This is a genomic window from Methylomonas sp. BG-2 (genome assembly GCF_057766305.1).
In genome coordinates, this window is the sequence record NZ_JBYMAP010000003.1 from 1 (window position 1) to 20,470 (window position 20,470).

The 20,470-nt window shown below is 59.4% G+C and carries 17 protein-coding genes; 14 read left to right on the forward strand and 3 right to left on the reverse strand.

Annotated features, from left to right (window positions below):
- The first annotated feature begins 279 nt into the window (after positions 1-279).
- Together AC3B8H_RS00610 and rep are read left to right on the forward strand one after the other, a co-directional pair.
- Positions 280-2,145, forward strand: coding sequence for a M48 family metallopeptidase (locus AC3B8H_RS00610; protein WP_488439690.1), 1,866 nt, complete (start codon positions 280-282; stop codon positions 2,143-2,145).
- Positions 2,146-2,437: 292 nt separating this feature from the next.
- Entirely contained in the window at positions 2,438-4,444 is a 2,007-nt protein-coding gene (gene rep / locus AC3B8H_RS00615) for a DNA helicase Rep (protein WP_488439691.1), read from the forward strand.
- Between the two features lie 23 nt (positions 4,445-4,467).
- On the opposite strand, the gene AC3B8H_RS00620 is transcribed toward rep, so the two are convergent.
- The gene (locus tag AC3B8H_RS00620) at positions 4,468-5,814 is read right to left on the reverse strand and encodes a DegQ family serine endoprotease (RefSeq protein ID WP_488439692.1); all 1,347 of its coding nucleotides are present in this window, start codon (positions 5,812-5,814) and stop codon (positions 4,468-4,470) included.
- A gap of 146 nt (positions 5,815-5,960) precedes the next feature.
- Between AC3B8H_RS00620 and AC3B8H_RS00625 the strand changes: the two genes are divergently transcribed.
- Positions 5,961-7,310, forward strand: coding sequence for a cyclic nucleotide-binding domain-containing protein (locus tag AC3B8H_RS00625; protein WP_488439693.1), 1,350 nt, complete (start codon positions 5,961-5,963; stop codon positions 7,308-7,310).
- Positions 7,311-7,361: 51 nt separating this feature from the next.
- Here AC3B8H_RS00625 and rpmG read toward each other — a convergent pair whose 3' ends face one another.
- Together rpmG and rpmB are read right to left on the reverse strand one after the other, a co-directional pair.
- On the reverse strand, positions 7,362-7,517 hold the full coding sequence (gene rpmG / locus AC3B8H_RS00630) for a 50S ribosomal protein L33 (protein WP_064024665.1): 156 nt from the start codon (positions 7,515-7,517) through the stop codon (positions 7,362-7,364).
- 11 nt (positions 7,518-7,528) lie between these two features.
- On the reverse strand, positions 7,529-7,765 hold the full coding sequence (rpmB, locus tag AC3B8H_RS00635) for a 50S ribosomal protein L28 (protein ID WP_064024667.1): 237 nt from the start codon (positions 7,763-7,765) through the stop codon (positions 7,529-7,531).
- A 139-nt stretch (positions 7,766-7,904) separates the two neighbouring features.
- Here rpmB and gshB point away from each other — a divergent pair, with 139 nt between their 5' ends.
- The 11 genes from gshB (at position 7,905) to AC3B8H_RS00690 (ending at position 20,468) form a co-directional block, all read left to right on the forward strand.
- On the forward strand, positions 7,905-8,855 hold the full coding sequence (gshB, locus tag AC3B8H_RS00640; RefSeq protein ID WP_488439694.1) for a glutathione synthase: 951 nt from the start codon (positions 7,905-7,907) through the stop codon (positions 8,853-8,855).
- Position 8,856: 1 nt separating this feature from the next.
- A complete protein-coding gene (locus AC3B8H_RS00645; RefSeq protein WP_488439695.1) occupies positions 8,857-9,750 on the forward strand; it encodes a TonB family protein in 894 nt (297 codons plus the stop codon).
- A gap of 15 nt (positions 9,751-9,765) precedes the next feature.
- Positions 9,766-10,332 (forward strand): YqgE/AlgH family protein, encoded by a 567-nt coding sequence (locus tag AC3B8H_RS00650; RefSeq protein WP_488439696.1) that lies wholly within the window; start codon positions 9,766-9,768, stop codon positions 10,330-10,332.
- Positions 10,325-10,771, forward strand: coding sequence for a Holliday junction resolvase RuvX (gene ruvX, locus AC3B8H_RS00655; protein ID WP_488439697.1), 447 nt, complete (start codon positions 10,325-10,327; stop codon positions 10,769-10,771). The genes AC3B8H_RS00650 and ruvX overlap by 8 nt, the downstream gene beginning before the upstream one ends.
- A gap of 74 nt (positions 10,772-10,845) precedes the next feature.
- Positions 10,846-11,367, forward strand: coding sequence for a bifunctional pyr operon transcriptional regulator/uracil phosphoribosyltransferase PyrR (gene pyrR, locus AC3B8H_RS00660; protein WP_488439698.1), 522 nt, complete (start codon positions 10,846-10,848; stop codon positions 11,365-11,367).
- A complete protein-coding gene (locus AC3B8H_RS00665; protein ID WP_488439699.1) occupies positions 11,364-12,329 on the forward strand; it encodes an aspartate carbamoyltransferase catalytic subunit in 966 nt (321 codons plus the stop codon). Before pyrR ends, AC3B8H_RS00665 begins: the two co-directional genes overlap by 4 nt.
- Positions 12,326-13,597 carry a dihydroorotase gene (locus AC3B8H_RS00670; RefSeq protein ID WP_488439700.1) on the forward strand — a complete coding sequence of 424 codons (1,272 nt, stop codon included), beginning with the start codon at positions 12,326-12,328 and terminating at the stop codon, positions 13,595-13,597. The genes AC3B8H_RS00665 and AC3B8H_RS00670 overlap by 4 nt, the downstream gene beginning before the upstream one ends.
- A gap of 71 nt (positions 13,598-13,668) precedes the next feature.
- A complete protein-coding gene (locus tag AC3B8H_RS00675; RefSeq protein WP_488439701.1) occupies positions 13,669-14,361 on the forward strand; it encodes an LOG family protein in 693 nt (230 codons plus the stop codon).
- 55 nt (positions 14,362-14,416) lie between these two features.
- Positions 14,417-15,403 (forward strand): AAA family ATPase, encoded by a 987-nt coding sequence (locus AC3B8H_RS00680; RefSeq protein WP_488439702.1) that lies wholly within the window; start codon positions 14,417-14,419, stop codon positions 15,401-15,403.
- Positions 15,403-16,326: a DUF58 domain-containing protein gene (locus AC3B8H_RS00685; RefSeq protein WP_488439703.1), complete on the forward strand. Its 924-nt coding sequence runs from the start codon at positions 15,403-15,405 to the stop codon at positions 16,324-16,326. The genes AC3B8H_RS00680 and AC3B8H_RS00685 overlap by 1 nt, the downstream gene beginning before the upstream one ends.
- Positions 16,323-20,468 carry an EAL domain-containing protein gene (locus AC3B8H_RS00690; protein ID WP_488439704.1) on the forward strand — a complete coding sequence of 1,382 codons (4,146 nt, stop codon included), beginning with the start codon at positions 16,323-16,325 and terminating at the stop codon, positions 20,466-20,468. The genes AC3B8H_RS00685 and AC3B8H_RS00690 overlap by 4 nt, the downstream gene beginning before the upstream one ends.
- Positions 20,469-20,470: the final 2 nt, after the last annotated feature.

Consider the following 20,470-nt stretch of genomic DNA (forward strand, 5'->3'; position numbering starts at 1 on the left):
AAGTCAGCCAGATTAAAGTACCGGGCAATTTTGACTGGAACGGCAATTTCGCCTTTGGCGAGGGCCGCGTCAAGATTGCCTCGGATAACTCGTTCTTGTTTTCCACGCTGGATTCCGGGATTTATTACACCCCGTTACGGACGCCGGCTCAGTAAGTCGTTCGCCGTATTGTGCCAAACGGCGGTTTGCCCTTGGGCCACTGCCGCTTGGCACTCGCCGTCGCGAGCTCGCTCAAGCCGCTTATTCAAACACCTCCATCCCCATCTGTCCGGAGCCCTCATGAAAACCACCACTCAGCAACGCGAACACCTGGAAGCTTTGATCCGCCGCGCGGAACGGGAGGCGCAACTGCGGCCCGGCACCTACCGCGCCAAGGTCGGCCTGTTGGCCTTGCTGGGGTACATGGTAATTTTCGGCGTGCTGTTTACACTGTTGGCGATCAGCGTTGGCATTGGCTGGGCGGCGTTGGCCAGCACCACGTTCGCGATTTTGCTGCTGAAGAAAAAGCTGATCGTGGTGATCCTGGGCATGATTTACGTGTTGCTGCGAGCGCTGTGGGTGAAGTTCGAGCCGCCGACCGGCTACCGCTTGACCGCCAAACACCATCCGAAGTTATTCGAGCGCTTGAAAACCCTCAGCCGGCAATTGCGTGCGCCCAGGATTCATCAAGTCATTTTGACGGCGGAATACAACGCCGCCATCGTGCAAACCCCGCGTTTGGGCGTGTTCGGTTTCCCCAAAAACACGCTGTTTTTGGGACTGGAATTGTTGCTTAGCCTGTCGCCCGCCCAAGCCGAAGCGGTGATCGCCCACGAATTGGGCCATTTGTCGGCCGCTCACAGCCGGTTCGCCGGCTGGATATATCGGGTACGTTTGAGCTGGCAACGCATCGTCGCCGGACTGGAGCGTCAACAAAACATCGGCGCGACGCTGATGCGGCGCTTTTTCGATTGGTATGCACCCACCTTCGCCGCCTATTCGTTCGCGCTCGCCCGTACCAACGAATTCGCGGCCGACGCGGTGGCCGCGCGGCTAACCAGCCGTCAAGACGCCGCGCAGGCCCTAGTCAATACCTACGTGGTCAGCGGTTTGGTCAACGAACATTTTTGGACGCCCTTCCTAAAGCAGGCCGACACCCGCGAACTGCCGGCCGCGCCGTTCAAACCCTTGCGCGACTTTCTGAACCGGCCGCCATTCCAGGCCGCCGATTTGCACGCCAAGGTCGCCGAAGCCTTAAAGATCGCCACCGGCCATTACGATACGCATCCCGCGCTGAGCGACCGGCTGCAAGCCCTGCAAACGGAGGCACCGTTGCCTAAAATGCCGGCGGATTCGGCCGCTCGGGCTTGGTTGGATGGCCAACTGGACCGAATCTTGGCGGATTTCGACGCCGATTGGCTGAAACATAACGACGACAAATGGCGCGAGCGTTACCGCTATTGCCAGGAAGGTCTGCAGACCTTGGCGGAACTGACTCAACAAGCGCCTGAAACCCTGAGCGCCGCGCAACACTGGCAATTGGCGGTATTAACCGAGGAGTTCGCGCCGGATGTCGATCCGCTGCCGCTGTTCCAAAGCTATCGCGCCGCCCACGCCGATGCGGACGCCGACTTCGTGATCGGCCGGCTGTTGCTGAAACGCGATAACAGCGCCGGCATCGCGGCCATCGAAGCCGCCATCGCCGCGAAACCGGAATTGACGCTGGAAGGTTGCCGTTGGCTGGACTATTTTTACCGGCGGCGCGGCGACGAAGCCGCCGCCGACCATTGCCTGCAACGAGCCGAGCGGCAGATGGACATCAACCGGGCGGCCGGCCTGGAGCGGGAAACCTTGACCCGCAACGACGCGTTTGCCAAACCGCACGCGGACCAAGCCACGCTGGCGGCAATCCGCGCCGCCGCGGCCGAAGTGGCCGGCGTCAAACGCGTTTGGCTGGCGGAGAAGCCGATGCGGCACTACCCCGACGCCAAGACTTACGCCGTGGTGTTCGCCAAATCAGCCTTCGCCAACGAGAAGAAATTGACGCAACAGCTGCTGGAGCGTCTGGCGCTGCCGCACACGCTGTTCGTTCTAGCCAAGTCCGGGCGGCATGCGGCGATCGCCAAGCGCGCGGTCAAGGCCGGAAGTGAGATATACCGACGGTAGCCGGCGAGGAATGCGCTGGACTTCGGGTTTGTTTGCCGCTGACGGCAGGCTGTTTCGGCACGGCTTCGCTGGCAGTTGGGGCGCGCGAAATGATGTTGGACACCGCGTGTCTCGACTGCTCGGTGGTTTAGTGGGGTTGCTTAACCCCGGCGGACTGGAAAAACTAAAATAGCAGGCAACTTCCTTTTCCCGTTTTAAAGGGTGTCTTACAATGGCGCCTTAAATGCCGTCGGCACAAACCCAGCCAGCCTGAGATAATAAACGCTTCGTTGTTTCGCTGTACTCGCCGTCCGTGTCCCCAAAACTCAATCCGCAACAACTCGCCGCCGTCAAAACCATCGATCGTCCGTTATTGGTGCTGGCCGGGGCCGGCAGCGGCAAGACGCGGGTGATTACCGAGAAGATCGCCTATCTGGTGCAGCAGGGCACGCCGGCCCGGCATATCGCGGCGGTGACCTTCACCAACAAGGCGGCGCGGGAGATGAAGAGCCGGGTGTCCAAATTGCTGGACGACAAGCAAAGCCGAGGCCTCAGGGTGTCGACCTTTCACTCGCTGGGCCTGGATATTCTGCGCGCCGAATACAAGACGCTGGAGTACAAAGCCAGCATCAGCCTGTTCGACGAGCAGGACCGGCTGAGCTTGCTGAAAAATCTGGTCAGCCATGGCATCAAGGATTGCGACGAGGATCAGATCGACCAATACAACTGGCAGATCGGCCAGTGGAAGAACGCCTTCGTTACACCCAAGCAGGCCCTGCATTTACCCGACGCCGCCCTGCAGGCGCCGGCCAGGCTATACGAGGCCTACACCCGCAGCCTGAAAGCCTACAATGCGGTGGATTTCGACGACCTGATTCTGTTGCCGGTGCTGCTGTTTCAGCAGCATGCTCAGGTTTTGGAAAAATGGCAGAACCGGATTCGCTATCTGCTGGTGGACGAGTACCAGGACACCAACATCACCCAATATCAGTTGGTGAAACTGTTGGCCGGCAATCTGGGCCGCTTTACCGTGGTCGGCGACGACGATCAATCGATTTACGCCTGGCGCGGCGCCCAGCCGGAGAATCTGGGCCAGTTGCAAAAGGATTTCGGCCGCCTGCAGGTGATCAAATTGGAGCAGAACTACCGCTCCGCCGGGCGAATCTTAAAGGTCGCCAACCATCTGATCGCCAACAATCCGCACACCTTCGAGAAGAAATTGTGGAGCGAGCTGGGTTTCGGCGACCCACTGAGGGTGCTGAGCCATAAGAACGATGTCGCCGAAGCCAAGCAGATCGTCGCCGAAATCGTTCACCACCGTTTCAAGACCGGCGGCTCCTACGGCGATTACGCGATTCTGTATCGCGGCAATCATCAGTCTCGGCTGTTCGAGAAGGAATTGCGCGAGAATAACGTGCCCTATTTCATCAGCGGCAGCGCCTCGTTTTTTTCCCACGCCGAGATCAAGGACGTGCTGGCCTATCTGCGTTTGTTGGTCAATCCCGGCGACGACGCGGCGTTTTTGCGGGTGATCAACACGCCGCGCCGCGAGATCGGGCCGACCACGCTGGAAAAACTCGGCGCCTACGCCAACGAGCGCCATATCAGTCTGTTCGACGCCTGCGGCGAGTTCGGCTTGCAGCAGCGCATCTCCGAGAAGTCGGCCCAGCGCCTGCAAAAGTTTTGCGAGCTGGTCACCACCACCGCCCGCGAAGTGGAAAGCGGCGATACCTTCAAGACCATCCATCGCCTGCTCGAGCAGATTCATTACCAGTCCTGGTTGCAGGAAAACAGCAAGACGCCGGCGGCGGCCGAACGGCGAATGAAAAACGTGCTGGAGCTGGTCGAATGGCTGGAACGCATCGCCGGCAACGAGCAGGGTTCCGATAAATCCTTGTCCGAAGTCATCGCCAAGGTCATGCTGCTGGACATCCTCGACCGCAACCAGGAAGAACAGGCCGGCGACCAGGTCAGCCTGATGACGCTGCACGCCGCCAAGGGCCTGGAGTTTCCGCATGTGTTCATGATCGGCATGGAAGAAAACCTGCTACCGCACCAGAACAGCATAGAGACCAACAATATCGAGGAAGAGCGTCGGCTGGCCTATGTCGGCATCACCCGCGCCCAGCGCAGCTTGACCTTCAGCTACTGCACCCACCGCAAGCGCTACGGCGAAATGGCCGAATGCGAACCCAGCCGGTTCTTGGCGGAATTGCCGGAAGAGGATCTGGAGTGGGCCAATAAGAAACAATTGGCCCCGGAAGAAAGCAAACAACGCGGCAAGGCTAATCTGGCCAGCTTAAAGGCGATGCTGACCTGAGCGGTCGGCATCGCCTCCGATTGTTACTGCAGCACGACGAAAAATGCCTCGCCGCCGCGTTGCAGATTGACTAGCAGCGGGGCATTCGGATTGACGACCTGTTTAATTTCGTCGAGGTTGCGCACCCGGTAGCGATTGGCGGTGACGATGATGTCGCCGGGGCGTAAGCCGGTTTTCCAGGCCTTGGAGTTTTGCTCGACCTTCTCGATCAGCACGCCTTCGACCTGATCTTTGGGCGTCACGCCCAGCGCCGCGCCGCTCAGAGTCGGATGCAATTTTTCGCCGGCCAGTTGCGGCCGCTTGGGCTTGCCTATCGTGGCTTGCAGACTCAAGCGCTCTTCGCCGCGCACCACCTCCAGATTGGCGGTGTCGCCGATTTGCAGCAAGCCGACCGCATTGCGGATCTGCGCGCTGCCGCCCTTGACGTCCTGACCGTTGATGCCGACGATGATGTCGCCGGGCTCCAAGCCGGCTTTCTCGGCCGGCGAACCGGCTTCGACCCGGCTGACCACCGCGCCGTGCTGGCTTTTTAGCGAAAAGGCCTTGATCAGATCCGGCGTTAAATCCTGAGTGGTCACGCCGAGCAGGCCGCGGCGGACTTCGCCGTGCTGCACCAGCGACTCCATGAGGCGCATCGCCATATTGGACGGAATCGCGAAACCAATACCGACGTTACCGCCGCTGGGCGCCAGAATCGCGGTGTTCATACCGACGAATTCGCCGCGCAGGTTGACTAGCGCACCACCGGAGTTGCCGGGATTGATCGAGGCGTCGGTCTGAATGAAATCTTCGTACCCTTCGATGCCCAGCCCGGAACGGCCCAAGGCGCTGACGATGCCGGAGGTCACGGTTTGGCCCAGGCCGAACGGATTGCCGATGGCTACCACGAAGTCGCCGACCTTGAGCTGGCCGGAGTCGGCGACTTTCAACGCGGTCAGGTTGTCGGCCGGAATCTGGATAACCGCTACGTCGGCTTCCGGATCGGCGCCGAGCAATTTCGCGTTCAATTGCCGGCCGTCGGCCAAGGTCACGGTGATCTTGTCGGCCTTGTCGATCACGTGATTATTGGTCAGCACATAGCCTTGATCCTTATCGACGATGACGCCGGAACCCAGACTGTTTTTTTGTTGCTGGCGCGGGTTGTTGGGAATGTTGAAGAAGCGCCGAAACACCGGATCGTTCATCAACGGATTTTCTTGCATCCGCACGTTGGTGGATGTGGAAATGTTCACCACGGCCGGCATGCTCTGTTCCAGCATCGGCGCCAACGACGGCAGCGTATTGCCGTCGACCTGGCCAGGTAGCGCGGCCATGCCCCCCGCGCTATGGAGACCTATCGCTAAAATCAGTAACAATCGGGTTATCTTCATCTTGGTTTCGAGTTTTAGGCGGTTAAAAATGCCAGCATGGACAAGCTGGATGACGAAATGTTTCTATCAGCCTATAAGTAATAATGTTCTATCATAATTCAAGTGCATCCGACGCAACCCCTCCACTTTTTATCCGCAACTCACCCGTGGCAGTCGATATCCATTCCGCCGAAGGCCGGGTCATCCGGCAATTGATACCGTTGTCGACGCTGCCGTTCAACAAGTTCGAGGAGTTGTGCGGCCAGGTCGAGATCGAGCAGGCCGAGGTGGGCGACTATTTGTTTCGCTACGGCGAGGATCGTAACGATCTGATTTATTTGATCGACGGCAGCGTCACGCTGCAGACCGACGAGTTGACGATAGAGACGATCAAGGCCGGCGGCACGTCGGCCCGCTTCGCGCTGGCGCATCAGATCCCTCGAAAAGTCAACGCGCTCGCGGATAGCCGGATTCGATTTTTACGCTTGAGTGCTGATATGATCAAGGCCGCGCAAGAGCTGCCGTACGAAGAAACCGAGAGTTATATGATAGTTGACGATGTCGAGGAAAACGACGACTGGATGACGACGTTGTTGAAGTCTCCGGTGTTTCGCGCGTTGCCTCCGGCCAATTTGCAAAAAATTTTGATGGGTTTGCAGGAAGTCCGCTTCAAACCCGGCGATGTCATAGTCAGACAAGGGGACGTCGGTGATTACTATTACATCGTCAAGAAAGGCCAGTGCCTGGTCAGCCGCAAGCCGGCCCCGAATGCCAAGGACATTAAACTCGCGCAGCTGGGCAATCAGGACACCTTCGGCGAGGATGCCCTGATTTCCGGCGAACCTCGCAACGTTTCGATCACCGCGTTGACCGAGGTCTCACTGCTACGTCTGGCCAAGGACGCCTTCATCACGTTGATCAAAACCCCCACCCTGAAGTACATCGATTATTACGAGATGCAGGATCTGGTGGCCAAGGGCGCCGATTTGATCGATGTGCGCGAGCCGGACGAATATCGGCGCGGTCATTTGCCGTTTAGCATCAACGTGCCGTTTTACTCTTTGCGGATGCAAATCAAGACGCTGAATCGCCAACACCCCATCGTGGTGGTGTGTCAAAGCGGCCGTATCAGCGCCACCGCCGCGTTCATCCTGCTGCGGCACAAATTCAACGCCTTGATCCTGAACGGCGGTTTGGACCAGATCGATCCCGGCCAGTTGAAAACCGCCTCGTCATTTCCGATCGACGACGGCGTTGAAACCAGCAATTTCATCGACGCCACCGGCAGCGAACCGCAACCGACCAGCAGTTTGCCGGCGACTACCCAGGTATCGTTCGCCGAAACGTCGTCGCTACAAGACGACACGGTGCGCATGCGCCGTTTGTTGCAGCAACTGAAGACCAAATACAATATTTTGGATGCCGAGAAAAAGGCTTTGGAAATGAAGTATTTGGCACTGGCCAAATACACTGAAGCGTTGAAGGCCGAGCTGGCCGAATTGAAAAAGCCGCGCTAGGCGGGCCGACGATGCGACGGCATCGGGCCCAGTCCAGCGGACGGGAAGCCTTTATTTAATTTTGGCTTCTTTATACATCACATGCTTGCGAACGACGGGATCGTATTTTTTGATCTCCATTTTTTCGGGCATGGTTTTTTTGTTTTTGGTGGTGGTATAGAAATGGCCGGTGCCTTCGCTGGATACCAATTTGATTTTGTCGCGCATGATCAGTCTCCTTAAACTTTTTCGCCGCGTTTGCGGATGTCGGCCAACACTGAGTCGATGCCGTTTTTATCGATGATGCGCATGCCTTTCGGCGATACTCTCAAGCGGACCCAACGGTTTTCGCTCTCGACCCAAAATCTATGGTAATGCAGATTGGGCAGGAAGCGGCGTTTGGTGTGGTTCATTGCGTGCGACACGTTATTGCCGCTTAGCGGGTTTTTACCTGTTACTTGGCATACTCTGGACATGACTACCTCAGTGCGAGCTTTTAATTCAAAATAGCCGCGCTTTATATCAAAAAAACTTAAGGCGGTAAACCACAGCCCGGAAAATAAATTTGGTAGAATCGGTCTTATTTTCTCCGGTTTTCCCCGCGAAAGGACAGGAATGGCTATCAAACTCGGCATGGTCATGGACCCCATGGACCAAATCAACATCAAGAAAGACACCAGTTTCGCAATGCTGCTGGAAGCCCAGGCGCGCGGCTGGGAATTGCATTATCTGGAATTGGCCGATCTGTATTTACGCGATGGACATGCTTATGCCCGCAGCCGCTTGTTACGAGTCGAGCGCCACGAAAACCGGTGGTTTGAATTTCTCGGGGAACAAAAGATAGAGCTGGCCGAGCTGGATGCGATCATCATGCGTAAGGACCCGCCCTTCAACCAGGAATACATCTACGCGACCTATATGCTGGAACAGGCCGAGCGCCAGGGCGTTTACGTGGTCAACAAGCCGCAATCGCTGCGCGACGCCAACGAAAAAATGTACACGGCCTGGTTCCCGCAATGCTGCACCGATACCTTGGTGGCTCGCGAGCGGCAACGCATCCGCGAATTCCTGGCCGAACACCGCGAAATCATTCTGAAGCCGCTGGACGGCATGGGCGGCGCATCGATTTTCTACGTCCGCGAGGGCGACCCCAACCTCAGCGTGATTCTGGAAACGATGACCGACCACGGCAGTCGCTTCATCATGGCGCAAAAATACCTGCCGGAAGTCAGGGACGGCGACAAACGCATTCTGATGGTCAACGGCGAGCCGGTGCCTTATTGCCTGGCCCGTATCCCGGCCAGCGGCGAAAGCCGGGGCAATCTGGCGGCCGGCGGCCGCGGCGAAGGTCGCGAACTGAGCGCCAGGGACCGCTGGATCGCCGAACAAGTCGGCCCGGTTTTGCGCGAAAAAGGTCTGATTTTCGTCGGTCTGGACGTGATCGGCGACTATTTGACCGAGGTCAACGTGACCAGCCCAACCTGCGTCCAGGAGCTGGATAAGCAGTTCGGCATCAATATCAGCGCCCAGCTGATGGACCATATCGCCGCCAAGGTATCCGCCTGAAATGTCCGTACCGTCATTGACGCCAACGCCGTTATCTCAAAGCGACACGCTAATCACCGCGCTATTCGTCGCGGCGATCATTCATGTCGCTATCCTGCTGGGCGTCAATTTCACCGCGCCGCATCCGCCCAAGGCCGACAAATCGATCGAAATCACGGTCTCGCACGCGCCGGCCAAGCAGGCACCCAAGGACGCCAAATATCTAGCAGCCGACCACCAAAACGGTGCGGGCCGCGAAACTCGCAAGCCTGCGACAATTCCACAAAGTCTACCGAGAGCCGAACAAACCGAAAGCCAGCCGCGGCCCAAAGCCGCGGTCACGCCGGCGGCACCGCATCCCAAGCCCGTCGTGCAAAAAGTCCTGACCCAGGTCCAAGCGCCGGTCAAGGTCGAATCGCGGCCCGAGCAACCGGTCGAAGCAGAACAGGTGGCCGAGCCGCTCGAGGACAAGCCGAAATTGTCGGCCGAAGCCTTGCAACAGCAGATCGCCCAACTCGGCGAACGCATCCGGGCCAACCAGCTCAGCGCCGAAAACACCAAGATCAAGTTCGTCAACGCCATCAGCACGCATAAATATCTGGCGGCGCAATACGTCAAGGATTGGGAGGAGAAGGTTGAGCGCACCGGCAATCTGAATTATCCTGAGGCCGCGCGTAAAGCCGGCTCCCAGCAAATGCTGACCATGGATGTCGGCATCAACGCCGACGGCAGCATTTACAGCATGCGCATCGTCCGATCCTCCGGCAACCCGGCCTTGGACGATGCCGCCAAGCGCATCGTCAAGATGAGCGCGCCGTTTGCGGAACTGCCCGAGGAATTGATGCGCGAAGTGAACGTTTTGGTAATAACCAGAGTCTGGAAATTTTCAGACGAAACCGGGATGACCGCCCGCTAGCCCAACAGTATTCCCATGACAGACGCGACCTATCTCAATAATCAGTTTTTGATCGCCATGCCCAGCTTGGCCGATCCGCACTTTTTTCATACCGTGACCTATCTATGCCAGCACAACGACGAAGGTGCGCTGGGCATCGTCATCAATCGACCGACCGGTATGAAATTGCGCGACATCTTCGAACAAATGGGCATCGATTGCGACCTGAACGACGTGCTGGAAACGCCGGTGTTCGCCGGCGGGCCGGTGCAGCAGGAACGCGGTTTCGTCATCCACAGCTATTGCGAACAACACTGGGATTCCAGCATTCCGACCGCCGAGAATATTACGCTGACCAGCTCGCGCGACATTCTCGAAGCAATCGCCAAGGGCAAGGGGCCCAAGGATTATCTGATTGCGCTCGGCTACGCCGGCTGGGGTAGCGGCCAACTGGAAAAAGAAATCGTCGAAAATGCCTGGCTGAACACCCCTTCCGGCGAAGCGATCTTGTACCACACGCCGATCAGCCAGCGCTGGAACGCCGCCGCCAGCCAACTTGGCGTCGACATCAATCGCCTGACCACGCCGGCCGGCCATGGTTAACCGCGACCCCTTGGCCGCCAAACTGAGCAGCGACACTTATCTGGGCTTTGACTTCGGCAACAAGAAAATCGGCGTCTCGGTCGGTCATGCCGGTACCGGAATCGCCAGTCCGTTATCGACGTTGCGCTCGATTCAGCAAGTTCCGGACTGGCAGGCCATCGGTAAATTAATTACCGAATGGCAGCCGGTCGGTTTGGTGGTCGGCATTTCCCGTCAGCAGGACGGCGGCGACAATGTGATTACCCCTCGAATGCGGAAGTTTTGCCGGCAACTGCACGGCCGCTACCAACTGCCGGTTCACCAAATCGACGAAACCCTGACCACGTTCGCCGCCAAGCAAATGCTGTACGACGACCTGCAAGTCAGCGCTGCTAAACTATGGGCCGTGCAGGATCAACTGGCCGCCCAAATCATTCTACAAAGCTGGTTCGACCGCTAATCGCGGCCGATGCCGGCCCGGTTCTTTCTTCACTGGCTTTTTCTATAATAATTACAATCCAACCGCCAACAGCCATGTCAACCGCTACTTTAAACATCGACGTATTACTCGACGCGCTGGAACTGGCGATACGCCAGCAAATCGCCGAACGCAAGCTGCAAAACCCGTTGCTGATCGGGATTCATAGCGGCGGCGCCTGGATTGCCAATCACATGCACCGTCGCCTGGGCGGCGGCGAACCGCTGGGCTTGCTGGACATCACCTTTTACCGCGACGATTTTTCGCAAATCGGCATGCACCCCAAGATCAAGACCAGCCAATTGCCGCCGCATCTGGAAGGCCGCGACATCATTTTGATCGACGACGTCTTTTACACCGGCCGCACCGCCCGGGCCGCGCTGAACGAAATCTTCGACTACGGTCGGCCCAACCAAGTGGTGTTGGCGGTGTTGATCGAACGCGACGGCCGGCAGATTCCGCTGCAACCGGACTGCCGGGGTGTCCGCATCGATTTGTCGGGCAATCAACGCATCAAACTGACCGGCCCGGAACCGTTGGGCATCGAGATTCAAACCCCTTGCGGAGTCACTGCATGACACGGCATTTGCAGCTCAACGAGCAGGGCAAGCTCAAGCATTTTCTGTCCATTGAAGGTCTGAGCCGCGAACTGTTGACCGAGATCCTGGATACCGCCGAATCCTTCGCCGGCATGTCCGAACACCAAGTCAAAAAAGTGCCGCTGCTGCGCGGCAAGACCATCGTCAATCTGTTTTTCGAGAACAGCACCCGTACCCGCGCCACCTTCGAACTGGCCGCCGCCCGGCTGTCGGCCGACGTGATGAACATGAACATCGCCACCTCGTCGACGGCCAAGGGCGAAAGCCTGCTGGACACGATACATAACCTGGAAGCGATGCACGTCGATATGTTCGTGGTCCGCCACGCCTTGAGCGGCGCCGCTCATTTCATCGCGCAGCATGTCGCGCCGCATATCAGCGTGATTAACGCCGGCGACGGCCAACACGCGCATCCGACCCAAGCCATGCTGGATATGTACACGATCCGCCAATATAAAAAGCGTTTCGAGGGCCTCAAAGTCGCCATCGTCGGCGACATTCTGCATTCGCGGGTGGCCCGCTCGCAAATCGTCGCGCTGAATACGCTGGGCGTTGCCGAAGTCAGGGTCATCGCCCCCAAAACCTTGTTGCCGGCTCAGGTCGCCAGCATGGGCGTCGTCGCCGTGCACGACATGGACCAAGGCTTGAGCGACGTCGATGTCGTCATCATGCTCAGATTGCAAAAGGAGCGTATGAACTCGGCCTTTTTACCCAGCGAAAGCGAATTTTTCCGCTGCTTCGGCTTGACCGAAGCCAGGCTGCAACGCGCCAAGCCGGATGCCATCGTCATGCATCCCGGCCCGATCAATCGCGGCGTCGAGATTGCCTCCAGTGTCGCCGACGGTCCCCAGTCGGTGATTCTGCAACAGGTGAGCAACGGTATTTCGGTGAGAATGGCGATTATGTCGATGACGATGTCCGGCCAGGGAGGAACGGCGTGAACAAGCTATTGATCAAAAACGGGCGAGTGATCGATCCGGCCAATCGAATCGACGCCCAAGCCGATCTGGCGATCGCGGACGGCAGGATCGTCGGCTTGGTCGGCGACGATTTCAACGCGGATCGGGTGATCGACGCCGCCGGCCAAATCGTTTGCCCTGGCTTCGTCGATATGAGCGTGCGACTGCGCGAACCGGGCCAGACCCAGAAGGGCAATATACTCGGTGAATCGCGGGCCGCGCTGGCGGCCGGGGTTACTTCGCTGTGCCTGCCGCCGGATACCCAGCCGGTCATCGATACTCCGGCCGTCGTCGAATTCATCAAGGACAAGGCCGAAAAAGCCGAGTATCCGCAAATCCACCCGGTCGCGGCCTTGACGCAACGTTTGGCCGGCAGCGAGCTGAGCACGATGTTCGCGCTGAAACAGGCCGGCTGTATCGCGGTCGGCAACGCCAGCGCGCCGCTCGCCAATCTGCTGATTCTGCGCCGGGCGATGGAATACGCCGGCAGCCACGGCTTGCTGTTGATGTTCCGCGCCAATGAAGCCTCGCTGAGCGGCAAGGGCTGCGCCCACGAAGGCGCGGTCGCCAGCCGCTACGGCCTGCCGGGCATACCCGAGGCCGCCGAATCGATCGCGCTGGCGCAATGCCTGGAGCTCGCCGAATTGACCGGCTGCCGGGTGCACATCAGCCAGGTCAGTTGCCGGCAATCGGTGATCAAAATTCAGCAGGCCAAAAAATACGGCTTGAACGTATCCGCCGACGTTGCGGTGCACCAACTGCACTTGACCGAGAACGACATTACGCCGTTCGATAGCAATTATCACGTAATGCCGCCACTGCGCGGCGAAATCGACCGCCAATACCTGCGCGACGGTCTCGCCAACGGTACGCTCGACGCGGTCTGTTCCGACCACCAGCCGCACGATCTGGATGCCAAACTCGGCGCGTTTCCGGAAACCGAGCCCGGCATTGCCGCGCTGGAGACTCTGCTGCCGTTGACTTTGGCTTATGCTCGCCAACATGGCTTGAGCCTGCCCCGCGCCATCGCCAGCCTGACCGACAAGCCGGCCCGGATTTTGGGCTTGCGCGCCGGCGCGTTGACGCCGGGTCTTCCGGCCGACGTTTGCATCTTCGATCCCGAGCGGCGTTGGCGGGTGGAGCGCGGCCAATGGCTCAGCGCCGGCTGCAACACCCCCTACTGGGGCCAAACCCTGACCGGCCGGGTCACGCATACACTATTGAGCGGCAAGCCGGCCTACAGCCTGTAATCGTTCGGCTAAGCACCCACCCGGCCAGCCCGTATATTCGCCGCGCCGCGGCTTCATCCAGGACACAAAACATGGTTTGCATTAAAAACAGAAACAGTTCGCCGAGCATCATCGACGACTTGAAAGGCGATCAGTCTTGGCGCATCTTCCGGATCATCAGCGAATTCACCGAAGGCTTCGACGAGCTGTCCGATCTGTGCGACGCGGTATCGATCTTCGGCTCGGCGCGGCTGGAGCCGGAACATTTTTACTACCAAAAAACCGTGGAATTGGCCGAACTGCTCAGCCAACAAGGTTTCGCGATCATCAGCGGCGGCGGGCCGGGCGTCATGGAAGCCGCCAACAAGGGCGCGCTGACCCAGGGCCAGACCTCCATCGGCCTGAACATCGAGTTGCCGATGGAGCAAAAGCCCAACCCCTATCAGAGCCTGTCGCTGAATTTTCGCTATTTTTTCGTCCGCAAGGTCATGTTCGTCCGCTATTCGATGGGTTATGTCTGCATGCCCGGCGGCTTCGGTACGCTGGACGAGTTTTTCGAAGCGTTGACGCTGATGCAGACCCATAAGATCTATCCCCTCCCGCTGGTGTTGTTCGGCAGCGACTTCTGGAGCGGCTTGGTGGACTGGATGAAATGCAAGATGCTCGAATACGGCACGATTTCCGAGGAAGATCTGTCGCTAATCACGATCACCGACGATCCCCGCCAAGTCGTCGACATCATGATCGCCCACCGGGAATGGAAAGACCAACAACGCCGCAATTAAACTTTCCGGGCCGCCACCTGTCACAACCCCGCTTTAAACCAGGATTTCATTCGACATGACCGAGATCAGTCTCAGCGCCAGCCAAACCGCCCTCCAACAACTGCAAGCCCACATCAATACCCAGATCATCGGCCAGGACGTGCTGGTCGAACGGATGCTGATCGCGCTGCTGGCCGACGGCCATTTGCTGGTCGAGGGCGCGCCAGGACTGGCCAAGACCCGAGCCATCAACGTGCTGGGCCAAGGTCTGGAAGCCGATTTCCACCGGGTGCAGTTCACGCCCGATCTGCTGCCGGCCGATTTGACCGGCACCGAAATTTACCGCCCGCAACAAGGCAGTTTCGAATTTCAAAAAGGCCCGTTGTTTCATAACCTGATATTGGCCGACGAAATCAACCGGGCGCCGGCCAAGGTACAGGCGGCGCTGCTGGAGGCGATGGCGGAACGCCAGATCACGGTCGGCAAGGCCACTTACCCGTTGCCGCCGCTGTTCATGGTGATGGCCACTCAAAATCCGATCGAACAGGAAGGCACTTACCCGCTGCCGGAGGCCCAACTCGATCGTTTCCTGCTGCACGTCAAAATCGATTACCCCAGCCCGAGCCACGAGCAGGCGATTCTGCACCTGGCCCGTGCCGAAGCGCGCGGCGAGCTGGCCCACACCAAGGTCGCGCCGGCCAAAATCGGCCAGCAAACCTTGTTCGCGGCGCGCGCCGAAGTGCTGGACTTATACATGGCCGAAAGCCTGGAGCAATATTTGCTGCAAATCGTACTGGCGACCCGCAATCCGGCCGCCTACGGCCAGGATTTGGCCGGCTGGATACAATACGGCGCCAGCCCGCGCGCCAGCATCGCGTTGGACCGGTGCGCTCGCGCCAAGGCCTGGCTGCAACAACGCGATTTCGTCGATCCCGGCGACATTCAAGACATAGCCTACGACGTGCTGCGCCACCGCTTGATCCTGTCCTACGAAGCCGAAGCGGAAGGCATCAGCCCGGAACACGTCATCAAAGAGCTGATCGCCCGTATCGCGGTACCCTGATGAACCAGCGCCAAACCGCCGGCAACGAACGCATCGCGGTCGATTTAAAGACACTGCTCGATTTGGCCAAACCGGCCGCCGCGCTGAAACTGGGCAACGGTGCCATACGCGCCAGCCAGGGCGGCCATTACCTGTCGCGCTTCAAGGGGCGCGGCATGGCCTTCGACGAAACCCGTTTGTACCAACCCGGCGACGACGTGCGCCGCATAGATTGGCGGGTGACCGCCCGTACCGACAAGCCGCACAGCAAAATCTACCGCGAAGAGCGCGAGCGGCCGATGTTTATCGCCGTCGACTACCGCGCCAGCATGCAATTCGCGACCCGCGGCGTGTTCAAGGCGGTACAGGCCGCCCGATTGGCGGCACTGCTGGCCTGGGCGGCCTGGCACCAGGGCGACCGGGTCGGCGGCCAGATTTTCGCCGAGCAAGGCTGTCAGGAATTCAAACCGCAAAACGGCAAGGCCGCCGTATTGCGCTTCTTAAACGCGCTGGTTCGGCCGGATTTTGCCGGCGACGCCGTGGCCGATTTGGCCCTGCCGCTGGCGCGTTTGCAGCATCACGCCCGCCCCGGCAGCCGGGTCTACATCCTCAGCGATTTTCGCGGCCTGAACGCCGCCGCCGAAAATCACTTGGCCTATCTGGCCCGCCATTGCGACATCGTATTGGTGCAAATTTTCGATCCGTTCGAGCTCGCCTTGCCCGCCAGCGGCAGATTCCGACTGGTGGACCGTTGGCGCGAACTGATCGTCGACGCCGCGGACCGCCGGCAAACTCAGGCTCATCGCCAACGCTTCGAGCAACGCCAAACCTTGTTGCGACGCTTGAGCAAGCAATTGCGCTTGTCGTGGCTGCAATGCAGCACCCAGCAACTGCCGCGGCAGGCGTTGGCACCTGCGTTGCCCGCGCCCGGAGGCCGCGCATGAACACGGTGCCGCCGATGCTCAACATCGTCGGCCCTACGGCCGATCCGGCCGGCCGCGAAATCGGAAGCCTGCCGCCGGCCGGCGTTAACGCGGTGTTTTGGTTGGCCGTCGCGATGTTCGTCAGCGGCTGGGCCGGCTTGAACATCGTGATTCCACCCGGCTATGCCAGTCCGCTGTGGCCGCCGGCCGGGATTGCGCTGGCCGCGTTGCTGATCTGGGGCCGCCGGCTGTGGCCCGGCGTCTGGTTAGGCGCGACCGCGACCCAATTTCTGGCAATCGCCGACTTTACCGAACACTATTCGATCATTTCGGCGCTGACCGCGCTGGTGATCGGCGGCGGCAGCACATTGCAGGTATTGGCCGCCAGCGATTTATCCGCGAAATACCTGGAACCCGGACTACCCAAATTGGATAGCCCGCGCTCGATTCTCGGATTCTTTGTACTGGCCGCGCCTTTGGCCTGCTTGATCTCGCCGAGCGTCGGCGTTACCGCGTTGTTCGCGGCGCAATTCATGACGCCCGAGCAGTTGGGAATTGCTTGGCGTAACTGGTGGATAGGCGACTGTCTTGGCGTTACCGTCGTCACGCCGCTGTTATTGTGCTGGTTCGGCTTGCCCCGCGAACTCTGGCGGCCGCGCCGAATCAGCGTCGCGCTGCCGCTGCTGGCCGCGCTGATGGCCTTGGTACTGGTGTTCGTTCAGGTGTTTCGGGCCGAGCAGGCTCGCATTCAGGTGGCCTTCGACAACCGCGCCGGCGAAATCGAGCGCTTGTTGACCGAATACGTCGGCAACGTCCTCGACAACACGCTGGCACTGCGCGATGTGTTCCTGGCGTCCGAGGAGGTTACTCGCCGCGAGTTCGCGGTGTTCGCCCAAGGTATCTTGTTGCGGCATCCGGAAATTCAGGCCCTGGAATGGTTGCCGCTGGTCAAATCGGCCCAGTTGGCCGCCTTCGAAAAATCGGTGCGCGCCGAGGGCTACCGCGAATTTCGGGTGACCGAGCGCCGGTCCGACGGCGCGCTGGTGCCGGCCGAACTACGCCTGGAATACTGTCCGGTCGCGTTTATCGAGCCGATGAACGGCAACCGGGCCGCGTTCGGCCTGGACTCCTGCTCCAATCCAGCCAGCAAAGCTTCCAAGGATGTCGCCCGCGAAACCGGCAAGATTAGCGCTTCGTCGCGTCTGAATCTGATCCAGGACACCGGCGGCCTGCCAGGCATACTGGTATCGGCACCGCTGATCAAGCAAGCATCGACATTGGATGCGCCGGTATTCGAGGGTTTTATCTCGGCGGTGTTTCTGCCGGCCAGAATGGTCGATATCGTCACCAAGGGCCTCAATCCGGACGAATTCGGTTTAAAAATCGAGGATCTCGGCGCGCCGGAACATCAGGCGGTGCTGTTCAACAAACCCATCCACAGCCTGAGCGGCAAATACAATCTGAAAGACTGGCGGCATCGCTTTGCATTCGCCGACCGCAACTGGCAACTCACGGTCACGCCGGGTAGCGGCTTCGTGGCCGGCCAAGGCTCGTCGCTGCCTTGGATTACCTTGATCGGCGGATTGAGCTTCGCCAGTTTGTTGAACGTGTTGTTGCTGATCGTCAGCGGCCGCACCGCTCACGTCGAAGCCTTGATCGAGGAGCGCACCGACGAATTGGAACAAGCCGTCGCCGAGTTGCAGTCGGCGGCGGCCAAGGCCCGAGAATCCGAAGTGAAGTTGCGCACCATCGTCGATTCCGAGCCGGACTGCGTGAAGCTGCTGGATACCGCCGGCCGTTTGTTGCAGATCAATCCGGCGGGTTTGGACATGATAGGCGCCGAGAGTCTGGAACAGGCCCAAGCCCTGGATTTGGCCGAACTGATCGTGCCCAAGTACCGCGCCGCTTTCGAAGCCTTGAGTCAGCGGGTATTCGCCGGCGCGTCGGGAACCCTGGAGTTCGAAATTATCGGCCTGAAGGGCCGCCACCGCTGGCTGGACACTCATTCGGTGCCGATGCGCGACGCCGAGGGCCGGATCACCGCGTTGCTGGGCCTGACCCGCGACATTACCGAACGCAAGCGCGCCGAGGAACATCTGCGGTTGGCGGCCAGGGTATTCAGCGATGCCCATGAAGGCATCCTGATTACCGACGCCAACGCCAACATCATCGACGTCAATCCGACCTTTTGCGAAATTACCGGCTATAGCCGCGCCGAAGTCCTCGGTCAAAATCCGAGATTTTTGCAAAGCGGCAAGCACCCGAGCGATTTCTACGCCGATATCTGGAGAGCCCTGCGGCTCAATTCATATTGGCGCGGCGAGTTGTGGAACCGGAAGAAAAACGGCGAGCTCTATGCGGAACATCTGACCGTCTCGGCATTGTGCGATGCCGACGGCAATACCAGCCACTATCTCGGCCTGTTCTCCGACGTGACCCACGCCAAGCAGCAACAGCAATTGCTGGAGTTGATCGCCCATTACGATCCGCTGACCGGTCTGCCCAACCGGATTTTGTTCGCCGACCGCTTGAACCGGGCCATCGCCCACGCCAAGCGCGAACACTCGCTGCTGGCGATCTGCTTTCTGGATTTGGACGGTTTCAAACCGGTCAACGACCAATTCGGCCACGATGCCGGCGACCGGGTATTGGTCGAAATTGCCGAGCGCATCAAAGGCGGCATCCGCGAGGAAGACAGCGTATCGCGCCACGGCGGCGACGAATTTGCGTTGCTGTTGGGCGGTATCGAGTCGGTCGAACAGTGCGAACAAGCGATATCGCGCATCCAGCGGGCGATTTCGCAACCTATTCTGATCGACGGCGAACCGGTCGCGGTTGGCGTCAGCACCGGATTCACGGTTTTTCCGTTGGATGACGCCGATCCGGATACCTTGCTACGCCATGCAGACCAAGCCATGTATCAAGCTAAAATGGCCGGCAAGAACTGCTTCCGCCTGTTCGACACCAACCGCGACCAGCAAATCATTCACCGCAACCTACGCCTCAAGGAAATCGAGGAAGCGTTTGGTGCCGGCCAGTTTTGCCTGTACTACCAACCCAAGGTCAACATCCAAACCGGTCAGGTGACCGGCGCGGAGGCCTTGCTGCGTTGGCGGCACCCCGAGCAAGGCATGGTGCCGCCGCTGAGCTTTTTGCCGGCGATTGCATCGACCGAGCTGGAAATCCGGGTCGGCAATTGGGTGATCGCCGAAGCGTGCCGGCAACTCGCCGATTGGCAAGCCCAGGGCTTGACCTTGGAAGTCAGCGTCAACGTTTCGTCCTACCATCTATTGTGGCCCGGGCTCTTCGAGCACATCGAGACCACGCTATCCCAATATCCGGCCGTCGATTCAAGCTATCTACAACTGGAAATTCTGGAAAGCACCGCGCTGGACGACTTGACCGCTGTCAACCGTACCGTCAGGCTGTGCCGCGAACAATTGGGCATCAGCATCGCGCTCGACGATTTCGGCACCGGTTATTCATCGCTGACCCATTTGCGGCATTTGTCGGTGGATACGGTCAAAATCGATCAAAGCTTCGTTCGCGACATGCTGGACGATCCGGACGACTACGCCATCATCGAAAGCGTGATCGGTTTGAGCCAGGCCTTCCGACGCCGGGTCATCGCCGAGGGCGTCGAAAACCGGGACCACGGCACCGTCTTACTATTGATGGGCTGCCAATTGCTGCAAGGCTACGCCATCGCCAGGCCGATGCCGGCCGCCGATCTTCCGGCCTGGATCGCCGCCTACCGCCCGTATGCGGAATGGCAGTTTTACGCCGACGCCGGACTGGCGCCGGAACGGGCGCTGGTCGAGATCCGCAAATTCGACACCCGCCACTGGCTGGAGCGCTTGCGAGACAGTTTGCTGGCGGAATCCGGCGCCGACCGCCATTGGCCGATCTTGAATCCGCGCAAATGCCATTTGGGCCGTTGGCTGAAACAGGCCAAGGCCGAGCATAGCCACAGCCGGGCTTGGTTAAGCGAAATCGAAACCTTGCATCTGGAACGCCACCGTTTAGCGAACGACTTGAAGCATCGCTACGACGCCGGCGAAATCGCCGCAGCTCGCGATGGCTTCGAACAAGTTCAGGCCGTCCACGCCGCGTTATCCGCGCTGTTGGCCGCCGAACCGGAACCGGACGCCGAGGAGGCTTGATC